Genomic DNA, 17,916 nt, shown 5'->3' with positions numbered 1-17,916 from the left:
TTGTTACTGTTATCCAGCGTTTAGTGGGTTCGCTCGATGATGTAATCGGCAAACGCTTCCAGAATGTCGGTATTGTAGGGCAAGGATTGCAGGGCTGTTAAGGCTTTCCCATGCAGTTCGCGAGCCAGCTCACGGGCGTTTTCGAGTCCGAGCAGGGCCGGATAGGTGCTTTTCTCCAGCGCTAGGTCAGAACCTTGTGGCTTGCCCAGGGTGGCGGTATCACCGGTGATGTCGAGGATGTCATCCTGTACCTGGAAGGCCAGCCCGATGGCTGCGGCATAGGCTTGCAGTGCGCTCAGTGTGGCGTCATCGACATCGGCTTTGCACAGGGCGCCGAGCGCCACGGCGCATTCAATCAGCGCTCCTGTCTTGTGGCGGTGTACCTGCTCCAGCTCGGCGAGCGAGATCTGGCGCCCTTCGGCCTGCAGATCCAGCGCCTGACCACCACACATGCCGAGATAGCCGGAGGCGCGGGCGAGGGTGCTCAACATGCGCACCCGGTTGGCCATCAATGTCTCGGGCATGGGGTGGTCGGCCAGAATGGAGAACGCCAGGGTCTGCAGCGCATCACCGGCCAGAATGGCGGTCCCTTCGTCAAACGCCTTGTGCACGGTTGGCTGACCACGACGCAGGTCGTCGTTGTCCATTGCTGGCAGGTCATCATGCAGCAGAGAGTAGGCGTGGATGCACTCGACCGCGGCGGCCGGGCCGTCCAGCAGGTCGCTTTTTACTCCCAGCATTTCGCCAACGGCGTAGACCAGGAAGGGGCGTACCCGCTTGCCACCTAACAGCAAGCCATACTTCATGGCATCGCGCAGGCGCGGGGCCATGGCTGGCAAGGATTCAAGTTGTGCTGACAGACAGTCGTCAATACGCTGACGATGCAGACGGGAAAAATGGTCCAGCGCCACTTACTCCTCTCCTTGTTCTGGCTGGAAGGGGGCGAGCTGGTCTCTGCCATCGGTTTGACTGAGCAGGATCTGGATCTTCTGTTCGGCCAGTTCCAGCTTCTGCTGACCGGCCCGAACCAGATGAACGCCCTGCTCGAACTGCTTGAGTGCCTCTTCCAGGGGTAGGGAACCTTGTTCCAGCTGATGAACGATGGTTTCCAGCTCTTCCAGAGTGGCATCAAAACTCAGACGGTCGTTTTTTTTACTGGCCATGTCCATCCTCGGGGATTGAAAAAAACGGCTTATATTAGCATCGACCGTCCACAGGGGGGAGGCAGAAAAGCATTGCCCCCTCAAACTCTCGCTAAACTGGCCGATAATGAGCCATCATTCTCAGTGGATGCATGCTTGCCGCTAGGGTCGCAATAGCAGAAAATTCAACAAACTATAATTAGGTATAAGAATCGGTGACAGGAGTAGGGACGTGGATCTAGGCAGTCTGATAGGGATAGTGCTGGGTTTCGGGGTGGTGGTTTACGGCATGCTGTTGGGCGGCCCCATGAGCATGTATGTGGATATGCCATCGGTCTATATCACCATTTTTGGTTCAATCTTCATCGCCATGATGAAGTTCAACATCGGCCAGTTTTTTATGGCATTCAAGGTTGGTGGCAAAGCCTTTATGTATAAAGGCGACAAGCTGGATGATTTGATTACCAAAGCGGTTGAACTGGCTGATGCCGCTCGCAAGGGGGGCTTTCTGGCGCTGGAGGCGGCAGAAATCCCTAATCCCTTTATGAAAAAAGGGATCGATATGCTGGTGGATGGCCATGATGCCGAGGTGGTGCGAGCCGTGATGGAAAAGGATATCGAGCTGACAGCCGAGCGGCATGTCACCGCCATCAAGGTTTTTCGTACTCTCGGAGACTTGGGCCCTGCGATGGGTATGATTGGTACCCTGGTGGGATTGGTCGCCATGCTGGCCAACATGAGTGACCCCAAGTCCATTGGCCCGGCGATGGCGGTTGCTTTGTTGACGACCCTTTATGGCGCGATTTTGGCAAACATGGTCGCCATTCCCATCGCGGATAAGCTGGAGCTGCGTAGTGGTGAGGAGAAGCTCAGCCGCACCCTGATCCTTGATGCCATCATGGGGATCCAGGATGGCCAGAACCCGCGGGTTATCCAGTCCATGCTGCAAAACTATCTGAATCAATCCAAACGTAATACCGGCGCAGAGTAGGGGGCAAGATGTCTGATTGCAAATGTCCACCGCCCGGCCTACCCGCATACATGGGTACTTTTGCCGATCTGATGTCGCTATTGATGTGCTTCTTCGTGCTGCTGCTCTCCTTTGCCGAGATGGATGTACAAAAGTTCAAGCAGATAGCAGGCTCCATGGAAAAAGCCTTCGGGGTGCAGAACATTCTGGAGGTGAAGGATATTCCCAAGGGAACCTCGGTGATTGCCCAGGAGTTCAGACCTGGCCGCCCCGAGCCCACGCCGATTGATACCGTGATGCAGCAGACCATCGATCTGACCCAGACCGAGCTGGAATTTTTGCCCGGTGAGGCAGAGCAGGCCGGGGGTCAGGACAAGCGTGATGGCAAGCAGACGGGGGGGGATACCGCGCAGGATGCGCAGAAGGCGCAAGAACAGTCCAATACCTTGGCAAAGGCGCTGGCCGAACAGATGAAAGAGCAGATCCAGGACGGTGCCATCGAGATCGAGGCGCTGGGACAGCAGATCATTATCCGGATCAGAGAGAAAGCATCATTCCCGGCGGGATCGGCCTTTCTGCAACCCCAGTTCTGGCCGGTTATTCGCAAGGTAGCGACCCTGCTCAAGGATGTACCGGGAGAGATCACCATCTCCGGTCACACCGACAACGTGGCGACCGAGGATGAGTTGTTCCAGTCCAACTGGGAGCTGTCGTCCCAGCGGGCGGTGGCCGTCGCGCATCAGATGATCAAAGTCCCCGGTTTTGATCAGGGGCGGTTGATCGTGCAGGGGATGGCGGATTCTCAACCGCTGGTGCCCAACACGACCCCCGAGAATCGGCGGATGAACCGGCGGGTGGAGATCGCCATCATGCAGGGTAAACCGACCATATCGGCACCGATCTCGGTGCCGGAAGGGAAGTAAGCCAGGGGGCGAGCAAACAACCGAACGCTGCATCAGGGGGCTGACATGGATTTTGTGTTGGCTTCATATTAAGATGCCTCATCCGAACCGATTGCTGCGGCCTCCTTGCAGATAGCCGCAGCTTCTATTTTCAAGCAACCCAGGTTTCGACTATGAATCATACACCGATGACTGTTCGCGGCGCTGAGAAGCTGCGCGAAGAGCTCGATTATCTCAAGAGCGAGCTTCGTCCCCAGATTATCGAAGCGATTGCTGATGCCCGTGAGCACGGTGATCTGAAGGAAAACGCCGAATACCATGCCGCTCGCGAGCAGCAGGGGTTCTGTGAAGGTCGCATTCAGGAGATTGAAGCCAAGCTCTCCAATGCCCAGGTGATTGATGTCACCAAGATGACCAACAACGGCCGCATTATTTTTGGTGCAACGGTTACCCTGCTCAAGAGCGAGACCGAGGAAGAGGTGATCTACCGTATCGTGGGTGATGATGAGGCTGATATCAAACAGAACCTTATCTCCGTCAACTCACCCATTGCCCGCGCCCTGATTGGCAAGGAAGTGGACGATGTTGCCATCGTCAAGACCCCTGCTGGCGATGTGGAATACGAAGTGCTGGAAGTCGCTTACATCTAAGCGAATGCGACGGAAGATTAAACAGGGGAGCTGGCGCTCCCCTTTGTCTTTGACTGTGCAGATCCTGCGCTGCAGTGTAACCGCTAGGGCAGATATGCTTCGGTAAAGGCATCCTGATGGCGCAGGAACAGCCAATGGCGCAGCCGTTCTATGTTGCTTTCACTCATCTGGAAGCTGAGCGCCCAAGTGGCATGGTCGGCATGGGCCTTGATACGCCGCACCAGTCGACCCTGCAGCGGGAGTGGTTCTTCTTGCTCAATGCAGAGATTGCCGCTGATCAGATCATCGGCCACCATGTCTACTGGCAGATTTTCCACAATCAGGCCGTTGAGGGAGATGCTGATAACCTGAAACCGCCCCAGCTCGCTGCAAAAGCTGGCTGTTTGTGCGAGACGCCAAGCGCGAGGCTGATCAAAGCCCAGCTCCCTGATGACGGGGGCGCAGAGTCGGGGTTCGATAAAGCCATCTTCCCCTTGCGTAAAGATCAGGGGAAAGCGCAGCTGATGCCCGGCAAAACGGGCTTCAAGCACGAGTTGTTCGGCTTTTTGCAGCAAGCCAAGCATAGGGGCATCGAGGTGACCACTCAGAACATGGGTGTCCTGATTGCTCCCCAAGTCCCGCAGCATGGCCAGCTCATCGTCGGTGAGAATTTGATGGTGAGCCATAGTGCGTGTCCTGAAGTATTCATCGCAGGTTAAGGGCTTTGCGACTACTTTGGCAAGCGACTCGGGAAGAAGTGGAATAAGGAAAGAGCAGCGCTCTTTCCTTTTACTTGCGGGGCAGCTGGATTTTGGGCTCGTTGGCCTGCCGATAGATGGTCAGTACATGACCCATGCTTTGTACTTTTACAGAGCCTGTTTCACGGACGATAGCATCCATAACCAGTTGTTTCATCTCGCGATCTTCAGAGGCAACCTTAACCTTGATCAGCTCGTGATGGTTCAGTGCCAGATCGATCTCGGCCAGTACGCCTTCAGTCAGACCATGCTGACCCAACAGGACGACCGGTTTGAGGCTGTGGGCAAGGCCCTTGAGGTACTGTTTCTGTTTATTGTTGAGAATCATCGCAATTTCTTCATAAGTCAGGGTTGAAAGGGGCGTATTCTACCCCCACTTAGCCCTTAATACTAATAACCCTTGTGGTTTTTTAAAGTCGATTATCATGACCCAGAAAAAACGTTCCCCCAGTTCAACGCGCTGGTTAAAAGAACATTTCGACGATCAATACGTCAAAAAAGCCCAGAAATTGGGCCTGCGTTCTCGTGCTGTTTTCAAGATTGACGAGATCCAAGGTAAGGATCGCTTGCTGAAAAATGGCATGACCGTAGTGGATTTGGGGGCAGCCCCCGGTGGCTGGTCCCAGTTTGCGGTTGAACAGGTTGGCGATTCGGGTCGCGTCATCGCATGTGACATTTTGCCGATGGATCCCATTGCCGGTGTCGATTTCCTGCAAGGGGACTTTCGGGAGGAAACTGTACTCGGCGCGTTGCTTGAGCGAGTGGGGCCCGACAAGGTCGATGTCGTGATGTCTGATATGGCACCCAACATGAGCGGTACCCAGCAGGTGGATCAGGCTCGCGCCATGTATCTGGTCGAGCTGGCTCTGGACATGTGCAATCAGGTGTTGCGCAGTGACGGCAGTTTCGTGGTGAAGGTGTTTCAGGGAGAGGGCTTTGATGCCTATCTCAATGAAATTCGTCAACTTTTCTCAGCTGTCAAAATTCGTAAACCAGACTCATCCCGAGCTAGATCGCGGGAAGTCTACATTGTGGCTACCGGTTTTAAACTGTAGTACCCTAACCTTCATCGTTAACTGTCAGTCTGCGAGGTTACTGATTTGAGTGACATGGCGAAAAACTTAATCCTGTGGCTGGTCATCGCCGTCGTATTGATGTCGGTGTTCAATAGCTTCAGCCCCAGCGATACCACCAGTCGCCAGCTGGACTATTCCAGCTTCGTTAAAGAGGTGACCCAAGAGCAGATCCGTGAAGTGCGGATGGACGGTAAGGTCATCAATGGCGTCAAGCGTACTGGTGAACGATTCACCACCATCATCCCTGCGCCGGATCCCCAGCTGCTCAACGACATGCTCAATCACAATGTCAAAGTGATGGGCGAGAAGCCGGAAGAGCCGTCTCTGTTGACCTCTATCTTCATCTCCTGGTTCCCGATGCTGCTGCTGATCGGTGTCTGGGTCTTCTTCATGCGTCAGATGCAGGGCGGCGGTGGCAAAGGTGCCATGTCGTTTGGCAAGAGCAAGGCTCGCCTGATGAGTGAAGATCAGATCAAAACCACCTTTGCTGACGTTGCAGGTTGCGATGAAGCCAAGGAAGAGGTGAAGGAGCTGGTTGACTATCTGCGTGACCCGAGCAAATTCCAGAAACTGGGTGGCAAGATCCCGACCGGTGTATTGCTGGTCGGTCCTCCCGGTACTGGTAAGACCCTGCTGGCCAAAGCCATTGCGGGCGAAGCCAAGGTGCCATTCTTCACCATCTCCGGTTCCGATTTCGTGGAGATGTTCGTCGGTGTCGGTGCCTCCCGGGTACGTGACATGTTCGAACAGGCCAAAAAATCCTCACCCTGCATCATCTTCATCGATGAAATTGATGCGGTCGGTCGCCAGCGTGGCGCCGGTCTGGGTGGTGGTCACGATGAACGTGAGCAGACCCTTAACCAGATGCTGGTCGAGATGGATGGTTTCGAAGGCAATGAAGGCATCATCGTCATCGCCGCAACCAACCGTCCGGATGTACTGGATCCGGCGCTGTTGCGTCCGGGCCGTTTCGACCGTCAGGTGGTGGTCGGTCTGCCGGATGTTCGTGGTCGCGAACAGATCCTGAAAGTGCACATGCGCAAAGTACCGTTGGCAGATGATGTCAATCCGGCACTGATTGCCCGTGGTACACCCGGTTTTTCCGGTGCTGACTTGGCCAACCTGGTCAACGAAGCTGCCCTCTTCTCTGCCCGTGAAAGTCGCCGTGTGGTTTCCATGGCTGAGTTCGAAAAGGCCAAGGACAAGATCATGATGGGTGCGGAACGTCGCTCCATGGTGATGAAAGAGTCCGAGAAAGAGATGACTGCGTACCATGAAGCCGGCCACGCCATCATTGGTCGTGTGGTTCCGGATCATGACCCGGTTTACAAGGTCTCCATCATTCCGCGCGGTCGTGCGCTGGGTGTGACCATGTATCTGCCGGAGCAGGATCGCTGGAGCCACTCCAAGCAGCATCTGGAGTCGATGATCTCCAGCCTGTACGGCGGTCGTCTGGCAGAAGAGCTTATCTATGGTGCCGAGAAGGTTTCCACCGGTGCTTCCAATGACATCGAGCGGGCAACCGACATTGCACGCAAGATGGTCACTCAGTGGGGTATGTCCGAGCGTCTCGGTCCCATGCTCTACGCGGAAGAAGATGGCGAGGTATTTCTCGGTCGCAGCATGGCCAAGGCCAAGCACATGTCCGACGATACCGCTCGCGTCATCGATGCCGAGGTCAAACAGGTTATCGATCGCAACTATGCCCGTTCCAAGCAGATCCTGCTGGATAACATGGACGTGTTGCATACCATGAAAGATGCGCTGATGAAGTACGAAACCATCGATGCCAAACAGATCGATGATCTGATGGCGCGTCGCGAGGTCCGAGCTCCCAGCAACTGGCATGACGAGCACGGCGATACACCGCAGGGTGGTTCCACTGTAGCTGCCGAGACCAAACCGGCCGATGAGGCTGCGCCGGTGGCGGATGCCACTATCGACAAAGCCAACGACATCCCGGCCAAATAATAGTGACTCTCCAAACCCCGGGCTTGCCCGGGGTTTTTCTTTATCAGATGGACGTGAAGATGCAGTTAACCAGCAAGGGGCTCAGCCTCTCCCTCGATCGTCCCCATGTGATGGGGATCCTCAATGTGACACCCGACTCCTTCTCCGATGGCGGCAATTTCAATCAACGTGAACGAGCAATGGCTCATGCGCGTCAGATGGTCGCTGATGGGGCAACGCTCATCGACATAGGTGGCGAGTCTACCCGCCCTGGTGCACCTGATGTGAGCGAGCAGGAGGAGCTGGACAGGGTCATCCCCATCGTGGAGCAGCTGGTCCGTGAGCTGGATGTGATGGTCTCCCTCGATACCTCCAAGGCTGCGGTGATGCGAGAGGGGGGCAAGGTGGGCGCGCATCTTATCAACGATGTGCGAGCGCTGCAGGAGCCGGGTGCGCTGCAGGCGGCTGCCGAGGCTGCTGTCCCTGTCTGTCTGATGCATATGCAGGGGCAACCGAGAACCATGCAGGTTGAGCCGCACTATGACAACTTGCTCGGGGAAGTGCGCGCCTTTTTTGATGAGCGCATTGCCGCTTGTCTGGCGGTCGGGATCAAGCGCGACCATTTGTTGCTGGATCCCGGATATGGCTTCGGCAAGTCCCTTGAGCATAACTATCAGCTGCTGACAGCCCAAAAGGAACTGCTTGATTATGGCTTGCCGCTATTGGTGGGGATGTCGCGAAAGTCTATGATAGGCAATCTGCTGGGCCGTCCGGTTGGCGACCGTCTGGCGGGCAGTCTGGCATGCGCCCTTATCGGTATGCAGCATGGAGCCCGCATCATCAGGGTACATGATGTACGGGAGACCATGGACGCATTGCGGGTCGGTTGGCAGGCAATGACGGGACAAAATTTTATCTCCAGATAATAAAGAGAACAAACAATGGCAAGAAAATATTTCGGCACCGATGGTGTGCGCGGCAAGGTTGGCGAATACCCGATCACCCCTGATTTTGTGATGAAACTGGGTTGGGCTGCCGGTAAGGTGCTCTCCAAGAAGGGCACCAAGAAGGTGTTGATTGGCAAAGATACCCGCATCTCCGGCTATATGCTGGAGTCTGCCCTGGAGGCGGGCCTCTCTGCTGCTGGCCTCAAAGCCATTTTGATGGGCCCCATGCCCACCCCGGCGGTTGCCTACCTGACTCGCACCTTCCGTGCCGAAGCCGGTATCGTCATCAGCGCCTCCCACAACCCCTTTTATGACAACGGCATCAAGTTCTTCTCTGCCGATGGCACCAAGCTGCCTGACGATGTCGAGATGGCTATCGAAGCCGAGCTGGATCACGATCTCCAGTGCGTCGAGTCTGCCGAGCTTGGTAAAGCGGTACGTATCGATGATGCGGCTGGCCGTTATATAGAATTCTGCAAAAGCACCTTCCCCTCCCACATGAATCTGGATGGGGTAAAAATGGTGGTCGACTGCGGGAACGGCGCCACCTATCACATCGCACCATCGGTTTTCCGTGAGCTGGGCGCCGAGGTGATCACCATGGGCTGCGCTCCGGATGGCCTCAACATCAACGATGGTGTCGGTTCAACTGCGCCTGAAGCGTTGGTTGCCAAGGTGCTGGAGTGCAAGGCCGATCTCGGGGTGGCATTCGACGGTGACGGCGATCGTCTGATCATGGTGGATCACACCGGTTATCTAATCGATGGCGACGAGATCCTCTATATCATCGCCCGCGATGCCCTGCGCAATGGTCGCCTCAAGGGGGGGGTCGTCGGCACCCTGATGGCCAATATGGGTCTGGAGCTGGCGTTGCAGACCCTGGGCATTCCGTTTGCCCGTGCCAAGGTGGGTGACCGCTATGTGCTGGAGATGATGGAAGAGAAGGGCTGGCGTATCGGTGGCGAGAACTCCGGCCACATTATCTGTCTGGATCAGACCACCACGGGTGATGGCATTGTGGCCGCCTTGCAGGTGCTCACTGCCATGCGCAGTGCCGAGATGCCGCTGGCCAAGCTGCGTTCCGGTATGAGCAAGTTCCCGCAGGTGTTGGTGAATGTGCGCTTTGCCGAAGGCAAGGATCCGCTGGCCGCTGATGCCGTTATGGATGAGGTTGCCAAGGTGGAACAGGAGCTGGCTGGTCGTGGTCGCGTACTATTGCGTAAATCAGGTACCGAACCGCTGATCCGGGTCATGGTTGAAGGGGAGCATGAACAGCAGGTGCGTGACATGGCTCAGCGCATCGCCAAACAGGTCGAATCGGCGTTTTAATGAACAACCAGGGCGGCTTTTTAGCCGCCCTGGTTGCATCTTGTTCAAACGATTCAAAAATTTAAAAATAGCACTTGTCAGCTGAGCATCCTCTGGATATTATCAGCCCCGCTTTCGCAAGGGAGTTGCCGATGGGACATCGCAAGCCGTTTGTAGCAGCCAACTGGAAGTTGCACGGTAGTAGGTCGCAGTTAGAGCAGTTTACGAGTCAGTGCCTTAAAGGTGTTGATGGAAAAGTAGATGTGGCTTTCTGTCCTTCCCATGTGCATCTTGACTTTAGTGCGCGACTGCTCGATGAGCAGAAGGTAATAAAGTTGGGGGCTCAGAATGTGAGTCAGCACGCTACTGGCGCTTACACAGGAGAAATCTCGTGTCAGATGCTGGTTGAGGCAGGGTGTCGTTACGTATTGGTAGGGCACTCCGAGCGCAGGCGTCTCTTTGGTGAGACCAGTTTTATCGTCGCAGAGAAGTTTGCGGCAGCCAGATCGGCAGGCTTGATTCCCATCCTCTGTTTAGGTGAGTCAGGTGCGGCGAGGCAGGCGAGAAGAGCCTTCGAGGTGATCGCTGAAGAGCTGGATATCGTCATAGAGAAAAATGGCGCGATGGCTTTCGATAATGCTATCATCGCCTACGAGCCGATTTGGGCTGTAGGTACAGGTAAATGCGCCACACCCGAGCAGGCACAAGAGGTTCATTCCTTTATACGTGGTCGCTTGGCGGAGGATACTCCGGTAATAGGTGAGAAAGTTAGAATCATCTATGGTGGGAGCGTAACGCCGAGCAACGCGAGAGATTTGTTTGCACAGCCCGATATTGATGGCGGACTGATTGGCGGAGCAAGCCTCGATAGCGATGCGTTTTTAGGAATTGTTGAAGCGGCAAAGGGTGCAAGTTAAATGTACGAGATTCTTTTAGTCGTTTATCTGCTGGTTTCACTGGCTCTGATTGGTCTGGTGATGATTCAGCAAGGTAAAGGGGCTGATATGGGCGCCTCCTTCGGCGCAGGGGCATCGAACACAGTATTCGGCTCCGGTGGTTCAGGCAGTTTCCTGACCCGAACAACAGCAATTTTAGCTACTCTGTTTTTTGTTATCAGCCTGGTGCTCGGCTCTATGTCCAGCAATAAGGTCAAGCAGGGTAGTGAGTGGGAAAATCTGCAACAAACCCAACAGGTTGAGCAGACCAAAGCGCCAGTGAACAAAGATACTGACGTTCCCGAGTAAGAGTTTTGCCGTGGTGGTGGAATTGGTAGACACGCTATCTTGAGGGGGTAGTGCTCTAGGGTGTGCGGGTTCGAGTCCCGCCCACGGCACCAGTTAAGCAGTGAACCCGGGTGACCGGGTGTATTATAGCCACTCAGTCTTGTATCGAGAGAGTGAAATGGTTATAATCTCGCACGATTTCGGACGCGGGGTGGAGCAGCATGGTAGCTCGTCGGGCTCATAACCCGAAGGTCGTCGGTTCAAATCCGGCCCCCGCAACCAAATTTCACGCATTTCCTACGCTCAGGAAAGCGGTCGCTGCGAGGCGACAATCAGGGTAAAGCGCCAAGCCCCGATTTGACATCGGGGCTTTTTGTTATGTGCGATTTACTCTGAATCGATCTCTATCTGGGCTTTATGCCCTTTTTTTGTTTTTCGGAGGGTGACTTTGGCTACGTTGGAACAACGTTTGACCGATCTGCTCGAGGCTCCGGTCGTTGCCTTGGGTTTTGAACTTTGGGGTATTGAGTTTATCCGTGCGGGTAAACACTCCACCTTGCGTGTCTATATTGACGGCGAGCAGGGTGTGACTGTCGAGAACTGTGCTGCAGTCAGCCATCAGGTTGGCGCCATCATGGATGTCGAAGATCCCATCATCGAGGAATATTACCTCGAGGTATCCTCCCCGGGTCTGGATCGCCCCCTGTTCAAGGTTGCCCAATTCGAAAAATACGTTGGCCAAGAGGCGGCGGTAACGCTTCGGATGGCAACAAACAACCGCCGCAAGTTCAAAGGCGTAATCAAAGCTGTGCAAGGCGACATGATCACCCTGACAGTAGATGGTAAGGACGACGTGTTGGCTTTCACCAATATCCAAAAAGCGAACATAGTGCCGAACTTTGGTTAACGAGGCTATCGGATATGAATAAAGAGATTTTGCTGGTCGTTGACGCAGTATCCAACGAGAAGGCGGTACCGCGCGAGAAGATCTTCCAGGCTCTAGAAACCGCGCTGGCGACTGCGACCAAGAAGAAATATGAAGGCGAGATTGAAGTGCGGGTCGAAATCGATCGCAAGACCGGTGACTACGACACCTATCGCCGCTGGGTAGTCATTGCGGATCAAGCCGCGATGGAAAACCCCTATGCTGAAATCACCCTGGAAGCGGCTCAGATTGATCAGCCGGAAATCCAGATCGGTGAGTATGTTGAAGACCAGATCGACTCTGTGACCTTCGACCGTATCACTACCCAGACCGCCAAGCAGGTTATCGTGCAGAAAGTGCGCGAAGCCGAGCGTTCACAGGTAGTTGACCAGTTTAAAGACAAAGAAGGCACCATCATCAGTGGTGTGGTCAAGAAGAGCAACCGCGACAACGTGATCCTGGATCTGGGTAGCAACGCTGAAGCCGTGATCTTCCGTGACGACATGCTGCCGCGTGAAACCTTCCGCCCGGGTGACCGCGTCCGTGGCCTGCTCTACGCAGTACGTCCCGAGGCGCGTGGTTCCCAGCTGTTTGTCAGCCGTTCCAGCCCGGACTTCCTGAAAGAGCTGTTCCGCATCGAAGTACCGGAAATCGGTGAAGAGATGATCGAAATCATGGGTGCCGCCCGTGATCCGGGTTCCCGCGCCAAGATAGCGGTGAAGACCAACGATCGTCGTATCGACCCGATCGGTGCCTGTATTGGTATGCGTGGTGCCCGTGTGCAAGCTGTCTCAGCCGAGCTGAGCGGTGAGCGTGCCGATATCGTGCTGTACGATGACAACCCGGCCCAGTACGTGATCAATGCCATGGCGCCTGCCGATGTGGCCTCCATCATCGTTGATGAAGACAACCACACCATGGATATCGCCGTGGAAGCGGCCAACCTGGCCCAGGCCATCGGTCGCAATGGTCAGAACGTGCGTCTGGCCTCCCAGCTGACCGGTTGGGAGCTGAACGTGATGACTGTTGAGGACATGCGTGCCAAGCACCAGGCCGAAAACGACCGCATCATGAACCTGTTCACCAGCACCCTGGATATCGATGACGATTTCGCCGGTCTGCTGATGGAAGAGGGCTTCTCTACCCTGGAAGAGATCGCCTTTGTACCGGTCAATGAGCTGCTGGCTATCGACGGTCTGAATGAAGAGATGGTCGAAGAGCTGCGCAAGCGCGCCAAAGATGTCCTGACTACCCAGGCGCTGGCCAAGGAAGAGTCTTTCGATGGCGTCGAGCCGTCTGATGATCTGCTCAATCTGAACGGCCTGAGCCGCGAACTGGCTTACGCTCTGGCGGGCCGTGGCGTTGGCACCCTGGAAGATTTGGCTGAGCAAGGTATCGATGACCTTGCTGATATTGAAGGGCTGACTGCCGAGAAGGCAGGTGAGCTCATTATGGCTGCTCGCAACATCTGTTGGTTCGGAGAAGAGCAGTCCGAGTAAGATCAAACGGAGGAAAATGAATGGCAGAAGTATCAGTCAAACAACTTGCCACTGACATCGACACACCGGTTGATCGTCTTCTCCAGCAGTTTGTCGATGCCGGTATCAGCAAGAGCAAGGCCGACGACATGGTTAGCGAGTCTGAAAAGCAGACTCTGCTGGCACACCTGAAGAAACAGCATGGAGGTGACGAGACCACCGCACCTGCCCGCATGACTTTGCAGCGCAAGACCAAGAGCACCATCAGTGTTCAGGGGTCTGGCGGCAAGAACAAAGAAGTGCAGGTAGAAGTGCGCAAGTCTCGCACCTATGTAAGACGCTCGGCGCTGGAAGATGAACAGCGCCAGGCGGAAGCCGAGGAAACAGCGCGTTTGGAAGCAGAAGAAAAAGCTCGTAGTGAGGCCGAGAACAAGGCCCGCCTCGACGCTGAAGAGAAGGCTCGCCGTGAGGCTGAGCAAGCTCGTCGTGAAGCTGAGGAAAAGGCGCGGATCGAGGCACAATCAAAGGCTCGACAGGCTTCACAGCCCGCCAAAGCAGCCAGTAGCACAGCTCAGCAAGAGGCAGAAAAGATGGCCAAGCGCGAAGCAGAAGAACTGAAGCGCCAACAGGAACAAACAGCTTTGCAAAAAGCTGAAGAACTCGCCGCGAAGAAAGCCGAAGAGGCTCGTCTCATGGCGGAACAGAACTCGGCCCGTTGGGCTGAAGAAGAGGCTGCTCGCGCCAAAGAGAGCAGCGACTACCACCTGACCACCAACAAGCATGCGCAAGCCGCAGAAGACGAGTTGGATCGGAAGGAAGAGACCAGTCGTCGTACCGCTGCCGCAGCGGTCAAAGCCCCGAAAAAGGCTGGTCGTCGTGAAGATGACCGCGACTCTCGCAACCCGCGTGCCCGTAAAGGCAAGCGTGGCAAGGTCGCCATGCCTAACGCCATGAAGCACGGCTTCAACAAGCCGGCAGCCGTGGTGAACCGCGACGTCGTCATCGGCGAGACCATCACCGTGGCCGAGCTGGCCAACAAGATGGCCGTCAAGGGTGTTGAAGTCATCAAGGCGATGATGAAGATGGGTGCCATGGCCACCATCAACCAGGTGATCGACCAGGAGACCGCTCAGCTGGTCGCCGAGGAGATGGGTCACAAGGTGGTGCTGCGTCGTGAGAACGAGCTGGAAGAGGCGGTACTGTCCGATCGTGACGAGACCTCTGAAGCCAAGCCGCGCGCACCGGTCGTGACCATCATGGGCCACGTTGACCACGGTAAGACCTCGCTGCTCGACTACATTCGTAAAGCCAAGGTGGCTGCTGGCGAAGCCGGTGGTATTACCCAGCATATCGGTGCTTACCACGTCGAAACCGAAAGTGGCATGATCACCTTCTTGGATACTCCGGGTCACGCGGCATTCACCTCCATGCGTGCTCGTGGTGCCAAGTCCACTGACATCGTGGTGCTGGTTGTTGCTGCCGATGACGGCGTTATGCCGCAAACCATCGAAGCTATCCAGCACGCTAAAGCGGCTGAAGTGCCTATCGTGGTTGCAGTCAACAAGATCGACAAGCCGGAAGCAGATCCGGATCGTGTCAAGACAGAACTGGCCCGTTACAATGTCATGTCCGAAGATTGGGGTGGCGACAGCCAGTTCGTTCATGTATCTGCCAAGTCAGGCGAAGGTATCGACGATCTGTTGGAAGCCATCCTGATCCAGTCCGAAGTACTGGAACTGAAAGCGGTTGTTGATGGCATGGCGAGCGGTGTGGTGGTCGAATCCTTCCTGGATAAAGGTCGTGGTCCGGTTGCTACCGTGCTGGTACAAGAAGGTACCCTGCGTCAGGGTGACATCGTCCTGTGTGGTCTGGAATACGGACGTATTCGTGCCATGCGTGACGAACTGGGTCGCGAGATCAAGGAAGCAGGTCCTTCCCTGCCAGTGGAAATTCTGGGTCTGTCCGGTGTTCCCTCTGCCGGTGACGAAGCCACCGTTGTCCGTGACGAGAAGAAAGCCCGTGAAGTGGCGCTCTATCGTCAGGGCAAGTTCCGCGACGTCAAGCTGGCTCGCCAGCAGAAGGCAAAGCTGGAAAACATGTTCGCCAACATGACCGAGGGCGAAGTGTCCGAAGTGAACGTGGTGATCAAGGCTGACGTACAGGGCTCGGTGCAGGCTATCTGTGATGCGCTGGTTCAGCTCTCTACCGATGAAGTCAAGGTCAAGATCGTTGGTTCCGGTGTCGGCGGTATCACCGAAACCGACGCGACCCTGGCAGCGGCTTCCAGCGCCATCCTGGTGGGTTTCAACGTCCGTGCCGACGCTTCTGCGCGCAAGGTCATCGAAGCCGAGAGCCTGGATCTGCGTTACTACTCCGTCATCTATGACCTGATCGACGAAGTGAAGCAGGCCATGAGCGGCAAGCTGGCCCCTGAGTATCGTCAGGAGATCATCGGTTTGGCTGAAGTGCGTAGCGTCTTCAAGTCACCGAAGTTCGGCGCCGTTGCCGGCTGTATGGTCACCGAAGGTGTGGTCAAACGTTCCAACCGTATCCGTGTACTGCGTGACAACGTGGTTATCTATGAAGGCGAGCTGGAATCCCTGCGCCGCTTCAAGGATGACGTCAACGAAGTTCGCAATGGCTACGAGTGTGGTATCGCGGTCAAGAACTACAACGACGTGCGCGAAGGCGACCAGATCGAAGTTTACGAGACTGTTGAAATTCAACGTACTCTGTAAGCCAAGAGTCAGAAAAAATAGGGGGCCGCGGCCCCCTTTTATCGCAGGATAGAATATGGCCAGAGAATTCAGCCGGACCCGTCGGGTCGGACAGCAGATCCAGCGTGAAATCGCGCTGATCCTGCAGCGCGAGGTGAAAGACCCGCGTATTGGCATGGTAACCGTATCGGACGTAGAAGTGTCCAAAGACCTCAACTACGCCAAGGTTTACGTCACCTTCTTGCAGCTGGAAAATGATGCCGAACGCATCAAGGAAGGCTTGCTGGGTCTGACCGAAGCAGCCGGGTATATCCGCAGCCTGCTGGGCAGTGCCATGCGTCTGCGTGTGGTGCCGGAGCTACGTTTCTACTACGATCAAACCCTGGTCGAAGGGATGCGTCTCTCCAACCTGGTGACCAACACTGTGCGTGAAGACAAGCGTCGCATGGCCGAATCCGGTCGTGAAGAAGACGGCGCCGCACCGGATGACACAACTGAGGATAAAGCCTGAGATGTCTCGAAGACGTCGTTTCAAGGGCCGTGATGTGCACGGCATTCTGCTGCTGGACAAGCCGACCGGTCTGACCTCCAACGATGTGTTGCAGAAGGTCAAACGCATCTACAACGCCGCCAAGGCTGGTCATACTGGCGCGCTGGATCCGCTGGCGACCGGCATGCTGCCGATCTGTCTCGGTGAGGCCACCAAGTTCTCCCAGTATCTGCTGGATGCGGACAAGCGCTATGAGGTGACTGCCAAGCTGGGCGAGCGCACCAACACCAGCGACTCCGACGGCGAGGTGGTCTCCACCCGTCCGGTGAACGTGGCTGTGGGCACCCTGATCGAGGCGCTGGACCAGTTCCGCGGCCCCATCATGCAGGTGCCGTCCATGTACTCGGCACTGAAGCACAATGGCCGCCCGCTCTACGAATATGCCCGCGAGGGCATCGAGATCGAGCGCGAAGCCCGTCCCATCACCGTATTCGAGCTCAAACTGCTGAGTTTTGAAGGGAATGAAGTGCGCCTCGAAGTGCACTGCAGCAAGGGCACCTACATCCGCTCTCTGGTGGATGACCTGGGTGAAGTGCTGGGCTGTGGCGCTCACGTCACCCAGTTGCGCCGTACCCAGGTCGCCAGCTATCCGTACGAGCGGATGCTGACTCTGGAGCAGCTCGAGTGCATCTTCGAGCAGGCCAAGGCCGAGAGCATCCCGCCGCGCGAGCAGCTGGATCCGCTGTTGCTGCCGATGGATACCGCCGTCGCGGCGCTGCCCGAGGTGAACATGCTGGCCATTGTGGCTGCCTATGTGAATCAGGGCCAGGCCGTACAGGTAGCCGGTGCGCCGGTTAGCGGTCAGGTTCGTATGACGGTCGGCCCGGAGCGCGAGTTCATCGGGGTTGGCGAGATTGATGATGATGGCCGTGTCGCGCCCAAGCGACTGGTACGTTATCACGATGATAACAACGAGGAGTAATCCTCAGGCGGTATCGCTCTCTTGCCCGCCGCGCGTCTTTATCGTTGCGAAAAGGGGCTGGGACGATTATGATACCGCCCTCATTTCACGGCTGAATTAGAGATTGGCTGTGAACCTTTAAACACTCTACTGGAGTAATACCATGTCTCTAAATGCTGAGATCAAAGCTCAAATCGTTGCTGACAACGCTCGTTGCGCCAACGACACTGGCTCCCCCGAAGTGCAAGTTGCCCTGCTGACTGCCCAGATCAACCATCTGCAAGGTCACTTCAAAGAGCACTCCAAGGACCACCACGGTCGTCGCGGTCTGCTGCGCATGGTTTCCCAGCGTCGTAAGCTGTTGGACTACCTGAAGCGTAAAGACGTTCAGCGTTACGCTGCTCTGATCGCCAAGCTGGGTCTGCGTCGTTAATCGACCA

Annotated in this window: 19 protein-coding genes and 2 tRNA genes; 17 read left to right on the top strand and 4 right to left on the bottom strand. The window is 55.8% G+C overall.

The features are described from left to right. Positions 1 to 20: 20 nt before the first annotated feature. Together ispA and xseB are read right to left on the bottom strand one after the other, a co-directional pair. Complete coding sequence (ispA, locus tag BN1125_RS10175) at positions 21 to 911, bottom strand: (2E,6E)-farnesyl diphosphate synthase (protein ID WP_042012169.1); 891 nt, start codon at positions 909 to 911, stop codon at positions 21 to 23. Further along, the gene (xseB, locus tag BN1125_RS10170; RefSeq protein WP_042012168.1) at positions 912 to 1,163 is read right to left on the bottom strand and encodes an exodeoxyribonuclease VII small subunit; all 252 of its coding nucleotides are present in this window, start codon (positions 1,161 to 1,163) and stop codon (positions 912 to 914) included. A 211-nt stretch (positions 1,164 to 1,374) separates the two neighbouring features. Here xseB and pomA point away from each other — a divergent pair, with 211 nt between their 5' ends. The 3 genes from pomA (at position 1,375) to greA (ending at position 3,664) form a co-directional block, all read left to right on the top strand. Beyond that, positions 1,375 to 2,133 carry a flagellar motor protein PomA gene (gene pomA, locus BN1125_RS10165; RefSeq protein WP_042012167.1) on the top strand — a complete coding sequence of 253 codons (759 nt, stop codon included), beginning with the start codon at positions 1,375 to 1,377 and terminating at the stop codon, positions 2,131 to 2,133. 8 nt (positions 2,134 to 2,141) lie between these two features. Further along, the gene (locus BN1125_RS10160; RefSeq protein WP_042012166.1) at positions 2,142 to 3,035 is read left to right on the top strand and encodes a flagellar motor protein MotB; all 894 of its coding nucleotides are present in this window, start codon (positions 2,142 to 2,144) and stop codon (positions 3,033 to 3,035) included. Positions 3,036 to 3,187: 152 nt separating this feature from the next. Then, entirely contained in the window at positions 3,188 to 3,664 is a 477-nt protein-coding gene (gene greA, locus BN1125_RS10155) for a transcription elongation factor GreA (protein ID WP_042012165.1), read from the top strand. Between the two features lie 83 nt (positions 3,665 to 3,747). Here the strand turns inward: greA and BN1125_RS10150 are convergent, their stop codons facing one another. Next, positions 3,748 to 4,329 carry a hypothetical protein gene (locus BN1125_RS10150; protein ID WP_042012164.1) on the bottom strand — a complete coding sequence of 194 codons (582 nt, stop codon included), beginning with the start codon at positions 4,327 to 4,329 and terminating at the stop codon, positions 3,748 to 3,750. Between the two features lie 103 nt (positions 4,330 to 4,432). Further along, on the bottom strand, positions 4,433 to 4,729 hold the full coding sequence (yhbY, locus tag BN1125_RS10145; RefSeq protein WP_033114153.1) for a ribosome assembly RNA-binding protein YhbY: 297 nt from the start codon (positions 4,727 to 4,729) through the stop codon (positions 4,433 to 4,435). 97 nt (positions 4,730 to 4,826) lie between these two features. Between yhbY and rlmE the strand changes: the two genes are divergently transcribed. The 14 genes from rlmE (at position 4,827) to rpsO (ending at position 17,909) form a co-directional block, all read left to right on the top strand. Then, a complete protein-coding gene (gene rlmE / locus BN1125_RS10140; protein ID WP_042012163.1) occupies positions 4,827 to 5,456 on the top strand; it encodes a 23S rRNA (uridine(2552)-2'-O)-methyltransferase RlmE in 630 nt (209 codons plus the stop codon). A 45-nt stretch (positions 5,457 to 5,501) separates the two neighbouring features. Beyond that, a complete protein-coding gene (gene ftsH, locus BN1125_RS10135) occupies positions 5,502 to 7,448 on the top strand; it encodes an ATP-dependent zinc metalloprotease FtsH (protein WP_042012162.1) in 1,947 nt (648 codons plus the stop codon). Between the two features lie 59 nt (positions 7,449 to 7,507). Further along, a complete protein-coding gene (gene folP / locus BN1125_RS10130; RefSeq protein ID WP_042012161.1) occupies positions 7,508 to 8,353 on the top strand; it encodes a dihydropteroate synthase in 846 nt (281 codons plus the stop codon). A 15-nt stretch (positions 8,354 to 8,368) separates the two neighbouring features. After that, on the top strand, positions 8,369 to 9,703 hold the full coding sequence (gene glmM, locus BN1125_RS10125) for a phosphoglucosamine mutase (protein WP_042012160.1): 1,335 nt from the start codon (positions 8,369 to 8,371) through the stop codon (positions 9,701 to 9,703). A gap of 131 nt (positions 9,704 to 9,834) precedes the next feature. Next, positions 9,835 to 10,599: a triose-phosphate isomerase gene (gene tpiA / locus BN1125_RS10120; RefSeq protein ID WP_042012159.1), complete on the top strand. Its 765-nt coding sequence runs from the start codon at positions 9,835 to 9,837 to the stop codon at positions 10,597 to 10,599. Next, complete coding sequence (gene secG / locus BN1125_RS10115) at positions 10,600 to 10,926, top strand: preprotein translocase subunit SecG (protein WP_042012158.1); 327 nt, start codon at positions 10,600 to 10,602, stop codon at positions 10,924 to 10,926. It abuts the gene before it with no gap. A gap of 7 nt (positions 10,927 to 10,933) precedes the next feature. Then, positions 10,934 to 11,018, top strand: a tRNA-Leu gene (locus BN1125_RS10110). Between the two features lie 92 nt (positions 11,019 to 11,110). After that, a tRNA-Met gene (locus tag BN1125_RS10105) sits at positions 11,111 to 11,187 on the top strand. Between the two features lie 166 nt (positions 11,188 to 11,353). Next, positions 11,354 to 11,812, top strand: coding sequence for a ribosome maturation factor RimP (rimP, locus tag BN1125_RS10100; RefSeq protein ID WP_042012157.1), 459 nt, complete (start codon positions 11,354 to 11,356; stop codon positions 11,810 to 11,812). Between the two features lie 14 nt (positions 11,813 to 11,826). Then, on the top strand, positions 11,827 to 13,329 hold the full coding sequence (gene nusA / locus BN1125_RS10095) for a transcription termination factor NusA (RefSeq protein WP_042012156.1): 1,503 nt from the start codon (positions 11,827 to 11,829) through the stop codon (positions 13,327 to 13,329). Positions 13,330 to 13,349: 20 nt separating this feature from the next. Then, positions 13,350 to 16,046, top strand: coding sequence for a translation initiation factor IF-2 (infB, locus tag BN1125_RS10090; protein WP_042012155.1), 2,697 nt, complete (start codon positions 13,350 to 13,352; stop codon positions 16,044 to 16,046). Between the two features lie 55 nt (positions 16,047 to 16,101). Continuing rightward, entirely contained in the window at positions 16,102 to 16,536 is a 435-nt protein-coding gene (rbfA, locus tag BN1125_RS10085; protein ID WP_042012154.1) for a 30S ribosome-binding factor RbfA, read from the top strand. Position 16,537: 1 nt separating this feature from the next. Beyond that, the gene (gene truB / locus BN1125_RS10080; protein ID WP_042012153.1) at positions 16,538 to 17,497 is read left to right on the top strand and encodes a tRNA pseudouridine(55) synthase TruB; all 960 of its coding nucleotides are present in this window, start codon (positions 16,538 to 16,540) and stop codon (positions 17,495 to 17,497) included. 142 nt (positions 17,498 to 17,639) lie between these two features. Beyond that, positions 17,640 to 17,909: a 30S ribosomal protein S15 gene (rpsO, locus tag BN1125_RS10075; protein ID WP_005298162.1), complete on the top strand. Its 270-nt coding sequence runs from the start codon at positions 17,640 to 17,642 to the stop codon at positions 17,907 to 17,909. Positions 17,910 to 17,916 lie beyond the last annotated feature (7 nt).

Origin of the sequence: Aeromonas fluvialis (genome assembly GCF_000819885.1) — a bacterium.
GTDB lineage: Bacteria > Pseudomonadota > Gammaproteobacteria > Enterobacterales > Aeromonadaceae > Aeromonas > Aeromonas fluvialis.
Note: the sequence above shows the minus strand (reverse complement) of the source record. Positions and strands in the feature narration are given on the sequence as shown.